The following is an 18,994-nucleotide window of genomic DNA, read 5'->3' as shown; positions in this document are numbered from 1 at the left end:
GCGCCCCGCCACGACGAGTTCTGAAACTCCCCTGATCCGATGAGGCCGATCCCATGAAATCATCTGACGTCGACATCCTCATCGTGCCCGGCTGGCTCGATTCCGGCCCTGGGCACTGGCAGACCCGCTGGGAGAAAAATCTCAAAACCGCGCGACGCATTCACCAGCCGGACTGGAAGACGCCCAACCGCGACGTGTGGGTGAAAAGCATCGTCACCGCCGTCGAACAGACAGAGCGCCCGGCTATTCTGATCGCGCACAGTTTGGGTGTGATTGCAGTGGCTTATGCCGCAGCGCAGTTGCCCGCGGGGCGCGTCGCCGGAGCTTTTCTTGTGGCCCCCGCCGACGTCGACAATTCAGCAGACTGGCCGGAGAACAATGGCCACAAGTGGCCCGCGGACAGCTTCGGCTTTGCGCCGGTGCCAACTCAGCCGCTCGGCTTCCCAACACTCGTGCTGGCGGCCAATGACGACCCCTATTGCTCACAGGCACGGGCTGAAGCGATGGCCGAGACCTGGGGCGCGAAATTTGTGGATGTGGGGCAGGCGGGCCACATCGCCGAGGAACACGGGTTTGGCCCCTGGCCGGACGGGCTGCTCAAGTTCGGAAAATTCCTTGCTGGCCTGAACCCTTAAGATCAGACCGAGCATAACGGCGTGGTTGAGATAATCCTCGTTTAGCCACCAGACCTTATTGCCGCACAGAGCACAAATGGAATGCCCTGTGCGGCCAGCAGGTTCAGCCTTAACGGCTGCCTTCGATATCCGTGACCGCCTGAGCCAGAAATTCCGACATCTTGGCCCGGATGTCCTGATCGTCGACGCTCACGCCGGCATCGGCGAAGTCCTTGTGAAGCTTACGGAAAACGTCATCGTCGCCCTTTTCCTGCAGGTCGGCGCGAACGACTGACCGGGCATAATCGGCAACCCCATCGGCAGAGATTCCAAGCTTTTCGGCCGCCCATTCCGCCAGCAGCTTGTTGCGACGGGCTTCTGCCTTGAACTTAAGATCTTGATCCAGCGCGAATTTCTTCTCGTAACCCTTCTCGCGCTCGTCGAAAGTCGTCATCAAAGTTCTCCATCACAAAAGGACGCCGCAAAACCTCGCGGCAGGGGGAAAGGTTGCATCCGCTAACACAGAATCAGCCCCCCGCAGTGGGCTAACCCCAGTTATTCCACGGTCGGGGCATTCGTTTAGCGACACTTAGACCTTTCCCATCCTGAAGATTGTTTCCGAGGGCGGCTTCGGCTAGTGTCAGCCCCGGGTGACCGACCGTGCCAGCCATCACTCAAATGCGGCACCTGCAGACCTTATATTCTGTAGTTTCAACAACTTGGAGCCTGCCCAGGGGTCGCTCGCATCCGTGCAGGACACGTAATTCAAGTCAAAGGACACAGTCTCGATGAACAGGCGTCGTCGCATCTATGAGGGCAAGGCAAAGGTGCTCTACGAAGGGCCCGAACCCGGCACGCTCATTCAGCACTTCAAGGACGATGCCACCGCGTTCAACGCGCAGAAGCATGCGCTGATCGATGGCAAGGGCGTACTCAACAATCGCATCTCCGAATACATCTTCCTGCGTCTGGGAGAGATCGGTGTGCCGACGCATTTCATGCGCCGTCTGAACATGCGCGAGCAGTTGATCCGCGAAGTCGAGATCGTTCCGCTTGAGGTCGTCGTACGCAACGTTGCAGCGGGCTCGCTTGCAACGCGTCTCGGCCTTGAGGAAGGCACGCAGCTGCCGCGTTCGATCATCGAGTTCTACTACAAGGACGACGCGCTCGGCGATCCGATGGTTTCCGAAGAGCACATCACAGCATTCGGCTGGGCTGCTCCGCAGGAGATCGACGAGATCATGCAGCTTGCGCTGCGCATCAACGACTTCCTCGTCGGTCTGTTCCTCGGCATCGGCATCCGCCTCGTCGACTTCAAGGTCGAGTTCGGACGCCTGTGGGAGAACGACCAGATGCGGATCGTCCTCGCGGACGAGATCAGCCCCGACTGTTGTCGCCTGTGGGACATCGCCACCTCCAACAAGCTCGACAAGGATCGCTTCCGTCGCGATCTTGGCGGCCTGCTGGAAGCCTATCAGGAAGTTGCCCGCCGCCTCGGCGTGTTCACTGACAACCGCCCGGTGAAGGGTCTTGGTCCCGTGCTCGTGGCCTCGAACCCCTCGGCCAACGGCAAACCTAATTGATTTGGCCGAACTGATTTGTTTGTGCCATCGGTGAATAGGGTGTAGCGAACGGCTCCACGGAGCGGTCGCTCCCCTCTTCCATCGGACACATACTGGCTCAGTACGTGTCACCAACACTATTTGCCCGGGACGGCTATGAAAGCTCGCATTCGCATTACTCTGAAAAACGGTGTCCTCGATCCGCAGGGCAAGGCGATCCAGAATGCGCTGTCCGCGCTCGGCATCACCGGCGTGGATGACGTGCGGCAAGGCAAGTACATCGAAGTGCAGCTGGCCGATACCAGCGAAGAGCGCGCTCGCGAAACGGTCGAGCGGATGTGCCGGGATCTGCTCGCCAACTCGGTCATTGAAAATTACGCTTACGAACTGGCGCCCTGAAAATGATGCGATCGCCCTGGATGGCAGCAATGCAATCTGGCGCCGCCTCCATTGCCGCCCTTTCCGTTGCAGCGCTGCTCGCCGCCAGCGGCGCTCTTGCGCAGGATGCTTCGAAGCCACCCCAGATTGACTGCGCCAACGGCTTTGACACGTTGCGCATTGCCGCCTTCAATATGGCTGGCGCCTCTGGCTCGGCCGAGGAAAACGGCTTCGAGGTCGTTCGTATCAATTCGCCCGCCGGCCACACGCCACCCTGGCGCGCTGAACTCGGCTTCACCACGCCCTGGCACCCGGCGCACCCGGCAGTGACCCTGCGGACCCTGCGCCTGCAGGTGACCGGCGTCTGGACCGCCGACAGCAAGGTCTGTGGTTACAGCGGCGCTGACAAGACTGCCGCTCTTGCCGCCGAGATGAAAGCGGGCGACAAGGCGCTAACCGACGCATCGCGTGACGAGGTTGAGCAGCGTAATAGTCAGCGATCTCCGCTTCAGTCGCCGCATTAGCGTCGCTAAATCGATCGTGCTTCACGCCCCGAACGCCGATCACCATATATCCGGAACCCCCGGAGCCCGTTGCCCATACGGCCCCACGAACTGGATGTTCCGGAGCCACACGAACAGGAGTTGAAGCCCCAATGTTGCGCGCCTCCGTCATCGTTTTTCCCGGCTCCAACTGCGACCGCGACGTGAAGGTTGCACTGGAGCGGATCACCGGATTTCCGGTCAATATGGTCTGGCATGGCGACGCCTCGGTGCCCGCGTCAGATCTCATTGTGCTGCCCGGCGGCTTCTCCTACGGCGATTATCTGCGGTGCGGCGCCATGGCGGCCCATTCACCGATCATGCGTGACGTGATCGCCAAGGCGAAAGCTGGCACGCCGGTGCTCGGCATCTGCAATGGCTTCCAGGTGCTGTGCAGATCCGGCCTGTTGCCGGGCATACTGATGCGCAACGCTTCGCTCAAGTTCATCTGCCGCGATGTCACCCTGCGCGTCGATAACGACAGCTCATTTTTCACGCGCTGCTATCGCAAGGGCGAAATTGTGCGCATGCCGGTGGCACATGCTGAAGGCAATTATTTCGCCGATGCCGACACGCTTGATCGACTTGAGGGCGAAGGCCGCGTCGTGTTCCGCTATTGCGACGAGAACGGCGAAGCGAACGAAGCCGGCAATCCCAACGGCGCCCAGCGCAATATCGCCGGCATCTGCGATGCATCCGGCCGCGTGGTCGGCCTGATGCCGCATCCCGAGCGTCTGTTTGAGCGCGCGCTCGGTGGCACGGGTGGTCGGCGTATGTTTGAAAGCGCCCTGCTCGCCGCCGTTGAACCGATGGTCTGATTACGCTGATGATCGACTGATGATTCACGCTTCGGGCTGATAGGGTCCGAAGCGATCATGGTTGGCCCGCCGCGCTTCCCAATAAGATCAGATCAGTCCAGGGCCGGAAGCGGCCTTGGTGCGGCTGCCGCTGTTCTGCGGTACGGTCGGCACCTCCGAGATTTCGACGGCGCTTTTGCGCGCGCCAATGCCGAAAACACCGGCAAGGATGGCTGCGATCATCATGGCTGTCTTGGTCCCGGGCATGGGCCAGGTCTTCTCTGCATGAGGGGTGTCGCGGCCTACTGGGGGAACGGCGCCGATCGACTAAGGGAAAGACTAAGCCTCGGAAGCAGAACCGAAAACGCAGAATGTTGCATCGCAGCAGTGCGTATTGTGCAGCGCCGTCCGGCCGCAGGACAGGTGCAGTCCTACCCGACCGGGGCTTCGTGCCCTGATGGGGCACCTGCGAGCTTCAAACTTGAGGCGCTTCATCTACTGCATTGTTATTGCAGCTATTTCCTCCCAAGCGCTGCTCGCATAACCCATTACCAAGCACGGGTGAGGCGGAAGCGCGCCTTGTGCCGTCCGGCCGCAGGACACCGCGACGGCGTGCCATAGTGGATGCGCACGCGCCCGCTCAGCGCATGGCTGACAGTTGCCGCCGTCGACACGCTTGGAAGCTGGAATCACCGTGCCGACAGCGCCGGCATTTGCCCGCCCTCGCTCCGGCTGCAGCGGCTTCACCCAACACCTCAGCAGGCTGGCTGGGCCGCGTTGCACTGCCATCAACAGGCCCTGGCAGCTCAGGTGCGCACGAAGCCGCATCCGGGGCGACAATTCCGCTGACGGCGGCTATAAGCGCAACCAGTTCGCCACCCGATAGCGGGCTTTTCTCCCGCACGCATGGATGCCAAAGCCAAGCATGTCCGACACCCCCTTTCAGATCACACCGGAAATCGTCGCTGAGCACGGGCTGAGCCCGTCCGAATACCAGCGCCTTTTGAAGATCCTGGGCCGCGAGCCGAGCTTCACTGAGCTCGGCATCTTCTCGGTCATGTGGTCGGAGCACTGCTCCTATAAGTCATCCCGCGTGTGGCTGAAGACGCTGCCGACGACGGGCAAGCAGGTCATCCAGGGTCCGGGCGAGAACGCAGGCGTCGTCGATCTGGGCGATGGCGACGCGGTGGTCTTCAAGATGGAGAGCCACAACCACCCCAGCTACATCGAACCCTATCAGGGCGCGGCGACTGGCGTCGGCGGCATCATGCGCGACGTGTTCACGATGGGCGCGCGGCCGGTCGCAGATCTCAATGCGCTGCGCTTCGGCGCACCGGAACACGCCAAGACGCGCCATCTCGTCGATGGCGTCGTGTCGGGCATCGGCGGCTACGGCAATTGCGTCGGCGTGCCGACCGTTGGCGGCGAAGTGAACTTCGACGCTGGCTACAACAACAACATTCTCGTCAACGCCATGTGCGTTGGCCTCGCGCGTACCGACAAGATCTTCTACTCCGCCGCCAAGGGTGTCGGCCTGCCGGTGGTCTATGTCGGCTCGAAGACCGGACGCGACGGCATTCACGGCGCGACGATGGCTTCGGCAGAGTTCGACGACAAGTCGGACGAAAAGCGCCCCACGGTGCAGGTTGGTGATCCGTTCACTGAGAAGCTTCTCATCGAGGCGTGCCTCGAACTGATGGAGAAGGACTGCATCATCGCTATTCAGGATATGGGCGCCGCTGGCCTCACATCCTCATCGTGCGAGATGGCCGACAAGGGCGGCGTCGGCTTCACGCTGAACCTTGACCATGTGCCTCAGCGCGAAACTGGCATGACGGCATATGAGATGATGCTGTCGGAAAGCCAGGAGCGCATGCTCATGGTGCTGAAGCCGGGATCCGAGCCTGAAGCCGAAGCGGTGTTCCGCAAGTGGGAACTGGATTTCGCCATCGTCGGCGAAACCACAGACACCGGCCGCCTCATCGTCACCCACAAGGGTAATGTCGAAGCCGACATTCCCGTCACCACGCTTGCCAATTCGGCGCCGATCTATGAGCGCCCATGGTTCCCCACGCAGGTGCCAAAGCTCATTCTGCCGGAATGGGTGCCCGCGCCTAACGCCATCCTCGACACGCTGAAGACTATGATGGGCGGCCCGGCCCTCGCCTCCCGCCGCTGGGTGTGGGAGCAGTACGATCACATGGTGATGGGCGACACGGTGCAGCGCCCCGGTGGCGACGCCGCTGTTGTGCGCGTCCACGGCACGCAGAAGGGCATTGCAGTAACCTGTGATGTCACGCCCCGTTATGTGACCGCCGATCCCGAGATGGGCACCAAGCAGGCCGTTGTCGAAACCTGGCGCAATCTCACCGCCGTTGGCGCCGATCCGCTTGCGATCACTGACAACATGAACTTCGCCAACCCCGAGCGCCCTGAAGTGATGGGCCAGTTCGTCGGCTCGGTGAAGGGCATGTCGGAAGCCTGCCGCGTGCTGGATTACCCGGTCGTTTCCGGCAACGTCTCGCTCTACAACGAGACCAACGGCGTGGGCATTCCGCCGACGCCCGCCATCGGTGGCGTAGGCGTTGTTCCGGATGTTTCGCGCATGGCCGACATCGCGCTTAAGCGCGAGAACGACTTGCTGATCGTCATCGGCCGCGAAGCCGGTCACCTCGGCCAGTCGCTCTATCAGCAGCACGCGACCGGCAAGCTGGAAGGCGCGCCGCCGCCGGTTGATCTGGCGGACGAAATCAAGGCTGGCCGTCTCGTCCGCACGCTGATCCGCGAAGGCAAGGTCGATACCGTGCACGACATTTCCGACGGCGGCCTCGTCGTCGCCGTCGCGGAAATGGCGCTGGCGGGCAACATCGGCGCCGAGCTGTTCGCGTATGAGGGCCGCCTGCCCGGCTATGCAATCTGGTTCGGTGAGGATCAGGGCCGCTATGTGCTGGCGGTCGATCCGATGCAGGCCGAGGAAGTGCTGGAGCGCGCGCGCCTGCTGGCGCTGCCTGCCCGTATCGTCGCCCGCACCGGTGGCGATGCCATCAGCCTCAAGGGCGAGACGGCCCTGTCGCTGACCGACCTGCGCACGGTCAACGAATCCTGGCTACCGGGCTATATGGCGGCCGTTCAGGCCTGATCGGCAGACTGAAGATCGGAGCGGCGCATCCCGCCGTTGGATGAGAAGCGCGGATGGAAGGTTGTATCTTCCGTCCGCCGTTTCCCATAGCCGCTATCAATGCGCGCAGCAGATGCCGTCGCCATAGGTATACACAACTCCTGACAGCCGATACTGAAGCGAGCCCGGCGGGCTCAGCCACGAACAAGGCAACTCACGTGCGCTAGCTTGCCAGCAATCTGCAGCCCCGTGAAACGATCGCGCGACGATCTCACGCTCGGCTTGCGCAACATGCGTGGCGATCGTTGAACTGCTAAATATCGGTCGCACCTGACGATCCCTTTCGCGCCGACGCTATCCCGATCCGCAACGAAAAACCGCCCGGCGATACAATCGCCGAGCGGCCAACAATTCAAAACGTCACTGCGAAGAGAAGCGATTACTTCTTCTTGGCAGCCGGTGCAGCGGCGGCGGCAGCATCCGGCGGCGGCGGCAGATTCTTCATCTGCTCGGCCTTGTACTTCTCAAGCGCGGCCTGCTGACGTTCACGAATCTGCGCCATCAGCTGACCACGGGCCTTGGCATATTCTTCGTTGTCGATCGGCTTGCCGGCATAGGCCTCGGTGAAGCCGTCGAGCGGCACCGGGAAGCCAATCGGCTGAGCGCCCGCATTCATGGCGATGACCATGATGCCGCCACCCTTCTTCATCTGCTCGACGAGGTCCGGCGTGGCTTCGATCTCGGCAGTGCAGCCAGCGGCATGGCACAGCGAATAGGTCAACGAGATCGGCTTCAGCGTGTTCTCGTCGATCTTTTCGTTCTTCGCGGCTTTTTCCCACTGCTCCTTGGAATAGACCGCAGCGCGCAGCCCTGGCGGCAACGCCATGCCAAGCGGCACCATGACCATCATGCTCTTCTTGGGAGCGCCTTCCACCTCACGGATAGCCGCCGACACCATGACCATGCCGGTGTTGCCATCCAGACGCTCGTGATGCGTCAGGCAGATGTTCTTTTCGCTCTTAACTTCCTTGCCGTCCTTGTCCTTGGTGTTGAACGGCGCCTTCTCGCAAAGCTTGACCCAGGCGCTGCTCTTCTGGTCGCCAGCAGCGGCGCCCTTGGCCGGAGCCTTGGCGGCGGGAGCTGCTTTGGCGGGCGCTGCCTTCTTTGCTTCCTGCGCAAGGGCAGGCACAGCAGAAACCATGGCGGCCAGCCCAAGAGCAGCGCACACAGCAGCCACCCCGCGGCCGCTCCGCCCCTTTACCAGGAGGTGCGCAACGGAATTTGTCATGGAATACAAACCTTTCTTAGTGAGCTGGCCCTTCCAGCTCGCCCCTCGCCGAGCGAACAAAATCTGCGCGCCCTTATGACGCCCCTCGGCGCCCATTGACCGGCAGTAATGCCCCGATTGCGGCAATCCCGTGGCCGTAGTTTTTAGCATTCTCACATTCATGATAACCACTCAATCGATCGTGGCAAACCCGCAACGCAGGAGTGTCTGTGCGAGAAATCGGCACGCGCCATGGTGGAACATATTTCCTGTGATAAGAGCCGTCGTATGCCTCAATATCTGACAGCCATAGCGGCCAAGTACGGCAATCAGGTGATGGTTCGCGCGCCTGTCCACATGCTTTGTCGGCGGAACGGCCATATGCCAGACTTGTATTTGATTGCAGTTCGGGTGGCTTGTGCGGCGCTATTTTTTTTAGTCGCATGCGCACTGCCTGCCGATGCACAGGAGCAGAAACCGGAACCTCAGCCAGCAGCAGCCGGCCCCAATGCGGTGCACGGCATTGCCCTGCATGGTGAGCCGAAGCAGCCCGCCGGTTTTTCGCATTTCTCCTACGTCGAGCCGGACGCACCCAAGGGCGGGCGCCTCGTGCTGGGCGCCTACGGCTCCTTCGACAGCCTGAACCCGCTGATTGTCCGGGGCGTGCCCGCTGTCGGCATCCGCGATTTCACGATCGAGAGCCTGATGGCGCGGGGAATGGACGAACCGTTCACCCTCTATGGCCTGATCGCCGAAACGGTCGAGATGCCGGACGATCGCTCCTCGATCACCTTTCATCTCAATCCCAGGGCACGCTTCTCCGACGGCACACCGATTACCGCCGACGACATCATTTTTTCCTATGAAATTCTGATGAAAAAGGGCCGCCCGAATTATCGCACCTACTTCGAGAAGGTGACAAAGACCGAGCGGCTGAGCGATCACAGCGTGCGTTTCACCTTCGACGATAGCGGCGACCGCGAAATTCCGTTCATCCTGGGCCTGATGCCGGTGCTGCCCAAGCACGCCATCGACCCGGCAACCTTCGATCACACATCGCTTACGCCGCCGATTGGGTCGGGCCCTTACCGCATCGGCCGCGTCGATCCCGGCCGGGCGCTGACATATGTGCGCGATCCCAACTATTGGGGCCGCGACCTGCCCGTCAATCGCGGCCGCTTCAACTTTGATGAGATCCGCTTCGATTACTTCCGCGATGGCTCGGTGCTGTTTGACGCCTTCAAGTCAGGCCAAACCGACCGCTGGCCGGAGGACGATCCTCGCCGCTGGGCCAACGGTTATGATTTTCCGGCAGTCCGCGCCGGCAAGGTCGTCAAGGGCCAGTTCGAGATCGGTTTACCCGCAGGCATGTCCGCGCTGGTGTTCAACACCCGCCGCCCCGTGTTCGCCGATCCGAAGGTGCGCGAAGCGCTGATCCTGCTGTTCGACTTCGAATGGATAAATCGCACGCTTTATTCCGGCCTTTACAGCCGCACACAAAGTTATTTCGAACGCTCCACGCTGGCATCGACGGGCACACCCGCCGACGCCCGTGAACGCGAATTGCTGGCCCTCTACCCCGATGCCGTGAAGCCGGACATTATGAAGGGCACCTATCGCTTCCCATCGACCGATGGCTCGGGGCGCAGTCGCGACAATCAGGAACGGGCATTTCATCTGCTGCAAGACGCGGGCTACGAATTGCGTGGTGGCAAGCTCGTGCATGCAAAGACCGGCCGTCAGCTCAGCTTTGAAATCCTCGCCGCAGCCACCACGCAGGAAGGCTTGTTGCTGTCGTTCGTGCGCGATGTCGAACGTCTCGGCATCGATGCCAGAGTACGGGTTGTCGATAGCGCGCAGTATCAGCAGCGGCTGACGAACTATGACTACGACATGATGCAGAACACATGGATCTCGTCGCTTTCGCCGGGCAACGAGCAGTTGTTCCGTTGGTCGGCGAACGCAGCCAAAACACCCGGCACATTCAATTTCGCCGGCGTTGAGAACGAAGCCGTCGACGCGATGATCGGCGCAATGCTGGCGGCAAAGGACGAACAGAACTTCGTGTCTGCCGTGCGGGCCCTCGACCGCGTGCTGCTTTCCGGTGACTACGTCATTCCGCTGTTCTACATCCCCAAGCAGTGGGTCGCCTATTGGACCCGCATGAAACATCCAGAAAAGACACCCCTGTTCGGCTCCAATGTCGATACTTGGTGGACCACCGACAAACCATGATGAACCAGCTCGCGCCCGTTACCTCTCTCCCCGCACGCTTCAACATGGCCGCTTACGCCATCGGTCGCGCCGCCACTGCGCGCCCCGATACACCGGCGCTGCTGGTCTATGATGACGTCAACGCCGCCGCCCCCGCCGAAGCATGGACGTTCGCAGCCATCGAAGACGCGGTGTTGCGCATCGCCGGTGGGTTGCAAGCAACCGGCCTGAAGCCCGGCGCACGCATTCTCATCCGGCTGGAAAACACCAGCACCTATGCGCTGCTGTTCTTTGGCGCAATCGCGGGCGGCTATGTTCCGCTGCCAACGTCAACGCAGCTCACCGCCACCGAAGCGCGCTTCATGCTTGAGGATAGCGGTGCGCAAGCCATTGCCCTAGGCAGCGGCGCTGGCATGGAGATGGGCGAACTGCCGGGCAGCGTTATGGTTCTGGATGCGGCTGCCGTTGAGCGCATGATGCGCGAAGCGCCGCGCGCGCACTATGCCGACACCGCCGCCGACGATCCCGCATTCCTGATCTACACCTCCGGCACCACAGCATCGCCCAAAGGCGTGCTGCACGCACAGCGCGCCGCTTTCGGTCGTAGTCCGATGTATCGCGGCTGGTACGGCATCGGCCCGGATGACCGCATGCTACATGCCGGAGCGTTCAACTGGACGTTCACACTTGGCACCGGCCTCACCGATCCGTGGGCCAACGGCGCGACATCCATCATCTTCACCGGCGAGAAAGATCCCACCGTCTGGCCGCAACTGATCCGGCAGACCGGTGCCACACTGTTCGCGGGCGTGCCCGGCGTTTTCCGCCAGATCCTGAAATACGCGCAGCCAACGCGCGATGATCTGGGCGTGCTGCGCCATGGCCTGATGGCCGGTGAAAGCCCGCCGCCGGGGCTGTTCGAGGAATGGGAAGCGCGCACCGGTCGTCCGATTTACGAAGCGCTCGGCATGAGTGAAATCTCCACCTACATTTCAACCGGGCCGGAGATGGTTCGGCGTGCAGGCGCTGTTGGCCAAGCCCAGCCCGGCCGTCGCATTGCCGTGCTGCCGGTTGACGGCGGCGATGAACCGTTACCTGCAGGCGAGGAAGGTTTGCTGGCCGTGCACCGCTCCGATCCGGGTTTGATGCTTGGCTACTGGAACCGGCCTGACGAAGAATCCGCGGTGATGCGTGGCGAGTGGTTCATCGGTGGCGATCTCGCCCGCATCGACGCCGACGGATATGTGTTCCATCACGGTCGCGCCAACGATCTGATGAAGGCGCTCGGCTATCGCGTGTCGCCGCTCGAAGTAGAAGCCGCGATTGCGGAACATCCCGCCGTCGCCGAAGTAGCGTGCGCGGAAGTACGCGTGCGCGCAGACGTCAGCATCATCGCCGCATTCATCGTGCGTCAGCCGGGTGCAAGTGTTGAAGTGTCCGACATCGAAGCATTCGCCGCCGACCGGCTGGCTGGATACAAACGGCCGCGTTCGATTGTGTTCATCGACGCACTGCCGCGCACAGCAAACGGCAAGGTGATGCGCAAGGCGTTGCGCCATCCCGAGTTATCCACAAGCTGACCGCCGATCTGTGTCCTGTGCGCCGCGCCGCGCTGCGATTCCGCCCTGACGTCACGCACAGACGGGTTTGAAAGTGGTATCAGCTCTCGTTGCTGTTGGCCGCCGCGTTGGTGGCATGCAAGGAGGCGATCATGTTCGACGAACTCACGCAATATCTTGCCGCGCATCCCGGCGTGCTGACTGCCATCGGCATCACGGCGGTGCTGGCGGTCGTCGGGCTCTGGTATGTGATCTCGCATCACCTTGAAGCCGTTCTCATCACGCTGCTGACGGCGGCGGGTATCGGCTCGGGACTGCTAGTGCTCTATCGCGGCTATCAGGCCGACATGCGCGACCTGATGCTGATCGGGCTGTTCCTGATCGTTGTGTTCCCAATCATCTTCACACAGGCGATCAAACTGATGGAAGCGATGTCGCCGGAGCAGCGCTCGCGCCGTTCGCCGGGCCCGCGCGCATACTTCAACAAGCGCAAGACGACCTGATCGCGGACGCCTGCAAACTGCATCACCCAGATCGATCAGCGCGCAGATTAAATCTGCGCGCTTTTGTTTTCTGAAGCCGCTCCGCTACGGTTCTAAGCGGCTTTCCTTGCCCGAGCAGCAACGTCGGCAAGCTGGCCAACGAAGCCGCGCACGCCTTTGAGGCGCTCGTTCGGCAGATCCCATCCGGCGCGGAACACAAGCTTCTGATCCGGCTGCACCTTCACCATGCCGCGTGATGCCTGCACAAACGCAACCAGCCCTTCGGGATTGGCGAACGCGTTCTTGTGGAACGCAACGACCGCACCGCGCGGCCCGGCATCCACCTGCGAAACGCCCGCTTGACGGCACAGCCCCTTGATCTCCATCACGTCGAGCAGGTGCTCCACTTCCTCCGGCAACGGACCGAAGCGATCGACCAGCTCGGAGGCAAAGTTGTCGATCTCCTCGCGCGTTTCCAGCGTCGACAGGCGGCGATAGAGACCGAGGCGAAGTTGCAGGTCGGCGACGTAGCTTTCCGGAATCAGCACCGACGTGCCGAGCGAAATCTGCGGGCTCCACTGGTCGCGTGTGTTGGTGCCTTCAATGTCGCCTTCCTTCATCGAGGCGACGGCCTCTTCCAGCATCGACTGATAGAGTTCGAAGCCAACTTCGCGGATGTGGCCGGACTGTTCCTCGCCCAAAAGGTTGCCCGAACCGCGGATATCGAGATCGTGCGATGCCAGCGAGAAGCCCGCGCCCAGCGTATCGAGCGACTGCAGCACCTTCAGCCGCTTGTCGGCACCTTCTGTCAGCGCCTTGCCGATCGGCGTGGTGAAATAGGCGTAGGCGCGCGTCTTCGAACGACCGACGCGACCACGCAACTGATAGAGTTGCGCCAGACCGAACATGTCCGCGCGGTGCACGATCAGCGTATTCGCGTTCGGCAGATCGAGGCCAGATTCAACGATGGCCGTAGACAGCAGCACATCATACTTGCCGTCGTAGAACGCGGTCATCACATCTTCCAACTCGCTGGGCGCAAGCTGTCCTGTCGCACGGGCGAATGTCAGCTCCGGCACCGCTTCGCGCAGGAAGTCGGCGATCTCGTCGAGATCGGAAATGCGCGGCGCGACGTAGAAGCTTTGGCCGCCACGGTAACGCTCGCGCAGCAGCGCGTCGCGGATGATCATCGGATCGAACGGCGAGATGTACGTGCGCACAGCAAGGCGATCGACCGGCGGCGTGGTGATGAGCGAAAGTTCGCGCACGCCTGTCAACGCCAATTGCAGCGTACGCGGAATAGGCGTCGCCGACAGCGTGAGAACGTGCACGTCCTCCTTCATCTTCTTCAGCCGTTCCTTGTGGCCGACGCCGAAGTGCTGCTCCTCGTCGATAATCAACAGGCCGAGCCGCTTGAAATCGATAGTCTTGCCCAGCAGCGCGTGTGTGCCGACAACGATATCGACGGTGCCGTTTTTCACGCCCTCCTTCACCTCGGCCAGTTCCTTGGTGCCGACCATGCGCGAAGCCTGCGCGACGTTGATCGGCAAGCCACGGAACCGCTCGGTAAAGGTCTTGAAGTGCTGGCGCGCGAGCAGCGTTGTCGGCACGACGACGGCAACCTGCAGACCGCCCATCGCGCCGGCAAATGCAGCGCGCAAGGCAACTTCCGTCTTGCCGAAGCCGACATCGCCGCATACCAGGCGATCCATCGGACGGCCAGCGCCGAGATCCTCCAGCACCGCTTCGATGCTGGCGCCCTGATCTTCGGTTTCTTCATACGGGAAGCGGGCAACGAACTCTTCGTACGGACCTTCCTGCACCGTAATGGCAGGTGCTTCCTTGAGCTGGCGCAGCGCTGCAAGCTTGATCAGCTCCGAGGCGATCTCAAGCAGCCGCTTCTTCAGCTTGGCCTTGCGCGACTGCCAGCCGACGCCGCCCAGCTTGTCGAGTTGTGCGTCGGATTCATCGGCGCCGTAACGGGACAAAAGCTCGATATTCTCGACCGGCAGAAACAGCTTGTCGCCGCCCGCGTAATGCAATTCCAGACAGTCGTGCGCCGCGCCCAGAACTTCGATGGTCTTCAGTCCGCAGAAGCGGCCAATACCGTGATCGGAGTGCACAACGAGATCACCAACCGAAAGGCTGGTCGCCTCGGTCAGCACATCAACGGCCGAGCGCTTCTTGCGGCGCGGACGCACAAGCCGGTCGCCGAGAATATCCTGCTCGCCGATGATGACCAGCTCCGGCGTCTCGAAGCCCTGCTCCATGCCCAGCACGCCGATGCTCACCTGCTTGCCCGGCAACGCCAGCGCTTCGGCATAGGATTCAACGCGCGCAATGTCCTTGAGGCCGTGATCGCTCAACAGACTGGCCAGCCGCTCCCGCGCGCCCGGCGTCCACGTCGTCAGAATGATGCGCCGCTGATCGTCCTGCAGCCGGCGGATGTGACCGACAACGGAATCGAACACGTTGACATCGCCCTGCGCGCGTTCAGCGGTGAACGTACGACCGCCGCGGCCGCGCCACGAACGCACGTGCGGTGCTTCACCCGCTTCGAACGGCGTCAGATGATTGGTGCGATGCCGCGTCAGCAGCGTTTCGAATTCCGCCTGATTGAGGAACATCCGATCCGGCGGCACAGGTTTGTAGGGCGGGCCGCCGAACTTGGCTTCCTCCAGCGCCTCAAGACGGGCGTCGTAGTGTTCCGATATCTGATCGAGGCGGCTCTTGATGGTTTCATCGGCGCGATGATCGAAGCTGATCATCACTCCCGGCACATAGTCGAACAGCGTCTCAAGCTCTTCGTGGAACAGAGGCAGCCAGTGCTCCTGACCGGGATAGCGATGCCCGGAGCTGACCGCCTCGTACAGCGGATCATCACCGGTCGCGCCGCCGAACAGCTCGACATAGCGCGTGCGGAAAAGCTTTTCCGCATCGGAGCCGAATTCAACTTCGCTCACCGGCATCAACGCAAACTTCTGCACCGCCTTCTGCGAGCGCTGCGTCTGTACATCGAACGCCTTGATGGTTTCCAGCGTGTCGCCGAAAAAGTCGAGGCGCACCGGCTGCGACCGCCCCGGCGGAAAGATGTCGAGGATGCCGCCGCGCACCGCATATTCGCCCGGCTCCATCACCGTGCCCGAACGCGTGTAGCCCATCAGCGCCAGGCGCTTCATCAGCCGGGCCATGTCGACCCGCTGCCCCGGCGCCAGCGCCTTGACGGTGCGCTTCATGAAACTGCGTGTCGGGATGCGCTGCAGTACGGCATTCACCGTCGTCAGAATGACGGTTGGATGCTTGCGTCCGCCCAGCGCCAGCTTGGCCAGCGTCGCCATCCGCTGCGCAACGACATCGGGGCGCGGACCGATGCGGTCATACGGCACCGTATCCCACGCCGGGAACGGCAGCACGCGCACCTGCGGTGCGAAGAATGCAAGCCCCTGCTCCAGCGCTTCAACGCGGCGGTCATCGCGCGCGATGTGCAGCAGCGTGCCGGGCGCTGTTTCAGCAGCAGCCTCATTGATGAGTTGCGCCAGCACAAGCGCGTCCAGGCCTTCGGGCACACCTGCGATAATGCGTGCGCTGTGGTCGCCCTTCGTTGCGCCTTTATTGGCTTCGGCCGTCGTCATCTCGTCTCCAGAAAAACACCGGAGACGCCGTGCTCCAGTCCGTGAAAGGCGCGCAGGTCCGCGACAAGCGCCGTCAGTTGCCCGGCTTCCTCACCGTCCGTCCCGGCTGTAAACCAGCGCGTGATGATGGGATCGGCCTCAGCCAGCAGTTCTTCAAACACCGTCAGCGCCTCGGCGGTCATGCTTTCAAGGTGTGCATCCGCATAGCGCCCCAGCACGATGTCCATCTCCTTGGTGCCCCGGTGTGCAGCCCGATAGGCAGCACGGCGGCGGCGGATTTGAAGATCGTCGTGCATGAACAACCGCTTTCTTGGATAACCGGCGCGCAAGGCTTGACGCCGCGCTGAGCGGCCGCCACCCTCGCAGCGGCCTCGGGCGTTGATATAACGCCCGTTTTCTATTGCGCAAAGGGCGCGCGGAACCGCACTTCCCTATCCACTGCGGCGCTTTGGCATTTCTGTCTGTTTTCGTTGAGGCGCTGGCCAATGCGGCCCCATGAGTTGACGCCCCTGTTCGCTTCGCTGCAATCCCTTTCCGGGATTGGGCCGCGCCTGCTTCTGCTTATGAAGAAGTGCGTCAACCTGCCCGCAGGCATCACCGAGCCGCGGGTGATGGATCTGTTGTGGCATCTGCCGACCGGCGTTGTCGATCGCCGCGCAGAGCCCTCCATCGCCGATGCCGTTCCGGGCAGCATCGCCACGCTGAAAGTGCGGGTGCTGAAACATGCCGCGCCACCCCGGGGCAAATCCCGCGCGCCTTATCGGGTGCGCGTTGAGGACGACACCGGCAAGCTGGATCTGGTGTTCTTCCATGCCGAGCGCAAGTTCATCGAGCGGCAGCTTCCCGTCGGTGAGGAGCGCTATGTTTCGGGCCGCGTGGAGCGCTACACCGACAAGCTGCAGATGACGCATCCCGATTACATCGTGCCGCCGGAAGCGCGCGATGATCTGCCGTTGCTGGAGCCGGTGTATCCGCTGACGGCGGGCCTTTCCGGCAAGATTGTGCAGAAGGCCGCGCGCCAGGCTGTCGACAAGCTGGCGCCGGTGCCGGAATGGCAGGAGCCGACGTGGCTGGTAAAGCGCGCCTGGCCGACGTTCGATGAGGCACTGCAACGGCTGCACCGTCCCCAAGATGCCGAAGACATTTCCGCTTCCGGCCCACCGTGTCAGCGTCTCGCCTATGATGAACTGCTGGCGGGGCAGATTGCTCTGGCGCTGGTGCGGCAGAACTTCAAGAACCGCCCCGGCCGCAGCGTCACCGGCGATGGCAGCGTGCGCACGCGCGTAAGCGCCGCCCTGCCCTTCAAGCTCACCAACTCGCAACGCGATGCCCTGCGCGAGATTGAGGCCGACATGGCCGCGCCGCGCCGCATGCTGCGCCTGCTACAGGGCGACGTTGGCTCCGGCAAAACCGTAGTCGCACTGATGGCGATGGCGATCGCGGTGGAATCGGGTGCGCAGGCGGCGTTGATGGCGCCAACGGAAGTGCTCGCACGTCAGCATCTGGAAACCATGGCGCCACTGGCGGAGCAGGCCGGTTTGCGCATCGGTCTGCTGACGGGACGCGAAAAGGGCCGCATCCGCACCGAAATTCTGAAGCGGCTGGCGTCGGGCGAGATCGACATCATCATCGGCACGCACGCGCTGTTCCAGCCCGATGTACTGTTCCACGACCTCGCCTTCGCGGTTATCGACGAGCAGCACCGTTTCGGCGTGCATCAGCGTCTGTCGTTGCAGTCGAAGGGCGGCGCCAAGGGCACCGACGTGCTGGTGATGACCGCAACGCCCATTCCGCGCACGCTGGTGATGACGCATTACGGCGATCTCGACGTTTCGCGTCTGACGGAAAAGCCGCCGGGCCGCAAACCAATCGTGACGCGCAAGCTGCCGACGGATTCGATGGAAAAGCTGATAGAGCGCTTACGCTCTCAGCTGGCCGAGGGTGCGCAGGTTTATTGGGTCTGCCCGCTGATTGAATCGTCCGACGTTTCCGATCTTGCCGCCGCTGAGGAACGCCACGCGCATCTGGCGCAGATATTTGGCGCGGAGAATGTCGGCCTGTTGCACGGCGCAATGGCCGCCACGGCTAAGGATGCGGCGATGGCTGCGTTCGCGGACGGCCAGCTAAAAATTCTCGTCGCCACTACCGTGATCGAGGTCGGCGTCAACGTGCCCAACGCCAACATCATGGTGATCGAGCACGCCGAGCGTTTCGGTCTGGCGCAGTTGCATCAGTTGCGCGGTCGCGTCGGGCGCGGTCAGCGTGAAAGCTTCTGCATGCTGCTGTACAAGGCGCCGCTGGGCGAGACCGCGCGCGCACGACTGGAGATGATGGAAGAAACCGAAGACGGCTTTCTCATCGCCGAAAAGGATCTGGAGCTGCGCGGCGGCGGCGAGGTGCTGGGCGCACGCCAGAGCGGCACGCCCGGTTTTCGCGTTGCAGAGGTGCCGGGCTTTGCCGATCTGCTGGAAGCCGCGCGCGATGACGCCCGCATGCTTTTGGCCGCCGATCCGATGTTGTCGACGCCGCGCGGTCAGGCGCTGCGCACGCTGCTGTACATCTTCGAATGCGATGAAGCCGTGCGCCTGTTCCGCGCCGCCTAGGCCAAGCGCTGTGTGACGCGATCAATGTGTGCAGGAGTTTGGCGGCTAACCACGACAAACAACACGGGCGACTGCTCGGCGATCGCAGGTTCGAATCCCACCTATGGTGCCGCGTGCTTGCACGCCGTCGCTCAGCCCGAACCTTCTTCGCTTGTCGCCGGCACACATCTTCGCGCGCGCGTACTTCAATGGGCAAAGCAAAACGGCCGACGAGTTTCCTCACCGG

General features: G+C 62.3%; 16 protein-coding genes. 10 read left to right on the top strand and 6 right to left on the bottom strand.

The features are described from left to right. The first annotated feature begins 53 nt into the window (after positions 1–53). A complete protein-coding gene (locus QEZ49_RS04330) occupies positions 54–635 on the top strand; it encodes an alpha/beta fold hydrolase (RefSeq protein WP_280384544.1) in 582 nt (193 codons plus the stop codon). A gap of 109 nt (positions 636–744) precedes the next feature. Here QEZ49_RS04330 and QEZ49_RS04325 read toward each other — a convergent pair whose 3' ends face one another. Next, the gene (locus tag QEZ49_RS04325; protein ID WP_280384542.1) at positions 745–1,068 is read right to left on the bottom strand and encodes a DUF1476 domain-containing protein; all 324 of its coding nucleotides are present in this window, start codon (positions 1,066–1,068) and stop codon (positions 745–747) included. A gap of 334 nt (positions 1,069–1,402) precedes the next feature. On the opposite strand from QEZ49_RS04325, the gene purC reads away from it, so the two are divergent. The 4 genes from purC (at position 1,403) to purQ (ending at position 3,914) form a co-directional block, all read left to right on the top strand. Beyond that, positions 1,403–2,197 carry a phosphoribosylaminoimidazolesuccinocarboxamide synthase gene (purC, locus tag QEZ49_RS04320; protein ID WP_173953688.1) on the top strand — a complete coding sequence of 265 codons (795 nt, stop codon included), beginning with the start codon at positions 1,403–1,405 and terminating at the stop codon, positions 2,195–2,197. A 135-nt stretch (positions 2,198–2,332) separates the two neighbouring features. After that, on the top strand, positions 2,333–2,575 hold the full coding sequence (gene purS, locus QEZ49_RS04315) for a phosphoribosylformylglycinamidine synthase subunit PurS (protein WP_280384539.1): 243 nt from the start codon (positions 2,333–2,335) through the stop codon (positions 2,573–2,575). 29 nt (positions 2,576–2,604) lie between these two features. Then, positions 2,605–3,078, top strand: coding sequence for a hypothetical protein (locus QEZ49_RS04310; protein WP_280384538.1), 474 nt, complete (start codon positions 2,605–2,607; stop codon positions 3,076–3,078). A gap of 134 nt (positions 3,079–3,212) precedes the next feature. Next, positions 3,213–3,914: a phosphoribosylformylglycinamidine synthase subunit PurQ gene (purQ, locus tag QEZ49_RS04305; RefSeq protein WP_280385070.1), complete on the top strand. Its 702-nt coding sequence runs from the start codon at positions 3,213–3,215 to the stop codon at positions 3,912–3,914. An 87-nt stretch (positions 3,915–4,001) separates the two neighbouring features. Here the strand turns inward: purQ and QEZ49_RS04300 are convergent, their stop codons facing one another. Next, complete coding sequence (locus tag QEZ49_RS04300; RefSeq protein WP_280384536.1) at positions 4,002–4,160, bottom strand: hypothetical protein; 159 nt, start codon at positions 4,158–4,160, stop codon at positions 4,002–4,004. Positions 4,161–4,818: 658 nt separating this feature from the next. Here QEZ49_RS04300 and purL point away from each other — a divergent pair. Then, entirely contained in the window at positions 4,819–7,032 is a 2,214-nt protein-coding gene (gene purL / locus QEZ49_RS04295) for a phosphoribosylformylglycinamidine synthase subunit PurL (RefSeq protein ID WP_280384534.1), read from the top strand. Here purL and QEZ49_RS04290 read toward each other — a convergent pair. Together QEZ49_RS04290 and QEZ49_RS04285 are read right to left on the bottom strand one after the other, a co-directional pair. Continuing rightward, positions 7,023–7,157 carry a hypothetical protein gene (locus QEZ49_RS04290; RefSeq protein WP_280384532.1) on the bottom strand — a complete coding sequence of 45 codons (135 nt, stop codon included), beginning with the start codon at positions 7,155–7,157 and terminating at the stop codon, positions 7,023–7,025. The two genes, purL and QEZ49_RS04290, sit on opposite strands and share 10 nt — an antisense overlap. Positions 7,158–7,450: 293 nt before the next feature. Next, complete coding sequence (locus tag QEZ49_RS04285) at positions 7,451–8,248, bottom strand: invasion associated locus B family protein (protein ID WP_280384531.1); 798 nt, start codon at positions 8,246–8,248, stop codon at positions 7,451–7,453. Between the two features lie 543 nt (positions 8,249–8,791). On the opposite strand from QEZ49_RS04285, the gene QEZ49_RS04280 reads away from it, so the two are divergent. From QEZ49_RS04280 to QEZ49_RS04270, 3 genes are all read left to right on the top strand, one after another. Further along, a complete protein-coding gene (locus QEZ49_RS04280) occupies positions 8,792–10,513 on the top strand; it encodes an extracellular solute-binding protein (protein WP_280384529.1) in 1,722 nt (573 codons plus the stop codon). Beyond that, positions 10,513–12,072 carry an AMP-binding protein gene (locus QEZ49_RS04275; RefSeq protein ID WP_280384527.1) on the top strand — a complete coding sequence of 520 codons (1,560 nt, stop codon included), beginning with the start codon at positions 10,513–10,515 and terminating at the stop codon, positions 12,070–12,072. Before QEZ49_RS04280 ends, QEZ49_RS04275 begins: the two co-directional genes overlap by 1 nt. 131 nt (positions 12,073–12,203) lie before the next feature. Further along, complete coding sequence (locus QEZ49_RS04270) at positions 12,204–12,554, top strand: hypothetical protein (RefSeq protein ID WP_157066752.1); 351 nt, start codon at positions 12,204–12,206, stop codon at positions 12,552–12,554. Between the two features lie 92 nt (positions 12,555–12,646). On the opposite strand, the gene mfd is transcribed toward QEZ49_RS04270, so the two are convergent. Continuing rightward, complete coding sequence (mfd, locus tag QEZ49_RS04265; RefSeq protein ID WP_280384524.1) at positions 12,647–16,165, bottom strand: transcription-repair coupling factor; 3,519 nt, start codon at positions 16,163–16,165, stop codon at positions 12,647–12,649. Beyond that, entirely contained in the window at positions 16,162–16,461 is a 300-nt protein-coding gene (locus tag QEZ49_RS04260) for a succinate dehydrogenase assembly factor 2 (protein WP_280384522.1), read from the bottom strand. The genes mfd and QEZ49_RS04260 overlap by 4 nt, the downstream gene beginning before the upstream one ends. Positions 16,462–16,650: 189 nt before the next feature. On the opposite strand from QEZ49_RS04260, the gene recG reads away from it, so the two are divergent. After that, positions 16,651–18,768, top strand: coding sequence for an ATP-dependent DNA helicase RecG (recG, locus tag QEZ49_RS04255; protein ID WP_280384520.1), 2,118 nt, complete (start codon positions 16,651–16,653; stop codon positions 18,766–18,768). The last annotated feature ends 226 nt before the right edge of the window (positions 18,769–18,994 follow it).

Origin of the sequence: Hyphomicrobium sp. D-2 (assembly GCF_029872155.1) — a bacterium.
Lineage (GTDB): Bacteria > Pseudomonadota > Alphaproteobacteria > Rhizobiales > Hyphomicrobiaceae > Hyphomicrobium_A.
This window is presented reverse-complemented; position numbering and strand designations above follow the sequence as displayed.

Bases quoted from the DNA above. Each gene is read 5' to 3' on its own strand.
- QEZ49_RS04275 (WP_280384527.1), top strand. From the start codon at position 10,513: ATGAACCAGCTCGCGCCCGTTACCTCTCTCCCCGCACGCTTCAACATG.
- recG (WP_280384520.1), top strand. From the start codon at position 16,651: ATGCGGCCCCATGAGTTGACGCCCCTGTTCGCTTCGCTGCAATCCCTT.
- mfd (WP_280384524.1), bottom strand. From the start codon at position 16,165: ATGACGACGGCCGAAGCCAATAAAGGCGCAACGAAGGGCGACCACAGC.
- QEZ49_RS04325 (WP_280384542.1), bottom strand. From the start codon at position 1,068: ATGACGACTTTCGACGAGCGCGAGAAGGGTTACGAGAAGAAATTCGCG.
- purS (WP_280384539.1), top strand. From the start codon at position 2,333: ATGAAAGCTCGCATTCGCATTACTCTGAAAAACGGTGTCCTCGATCCG.
- purL (WP_280384534.1), top strand. From the start codon at position 4,819: ATGTCCGACACCCCCTTTCAGATCACACCGGAAATCGTCGCTGAGCAC.
- purC (WP_173953688.1), top strand. From the start codon at position 1,403: ATGAACAGGCGTCGTCGCATCTATGAGGGCAAGGCAAAGGTGCTCTAC.
- QEZ49_RS04290 (WP_280384532.1), bottom strand. From the start codon at position 7,157: ATGGCGACGGCATCTGCTGCGCGCATTGATAGCGGCTATGGGAAACGG.
- QEZ49_RS04310 (WP_280384538.1), top strand. From the start codon at position 2,605: ATGCAATCTGGCGCCGCCTCCATTGCCGCCCTTTCCGTTGCAGCGCTG.
- QEZ49_RS04270 (WP_157066752.1), top strand. From the start codon at position 12,204: ATGTTCGACGAACTCACGCAATATCTTGCCGCGCATCCCGGCGTGCTG.
- QEZ49_RS04260 (WP_280384522.1), bottom strand. From the start codon at position 16,461: ATGCACGACGATCTTCAAATCCGCCGCCGCCGTGCTGCCTATCGGGCT.
- QEZ49_RS04330 (WP_280384544.1), top strand. From the start codon at position 54: ATGAAATCATCTGACGTCGACATCCTCATCGTGCCCGGCTGGCTCGAT.
- QEZ49_RS04300 (WP_280384536.1), bottom strand. From the start codon at position 4,160: ATGCCCGGGACCAAGACAGCCATGATGATCGCAGCCATCCTTGCCGGT.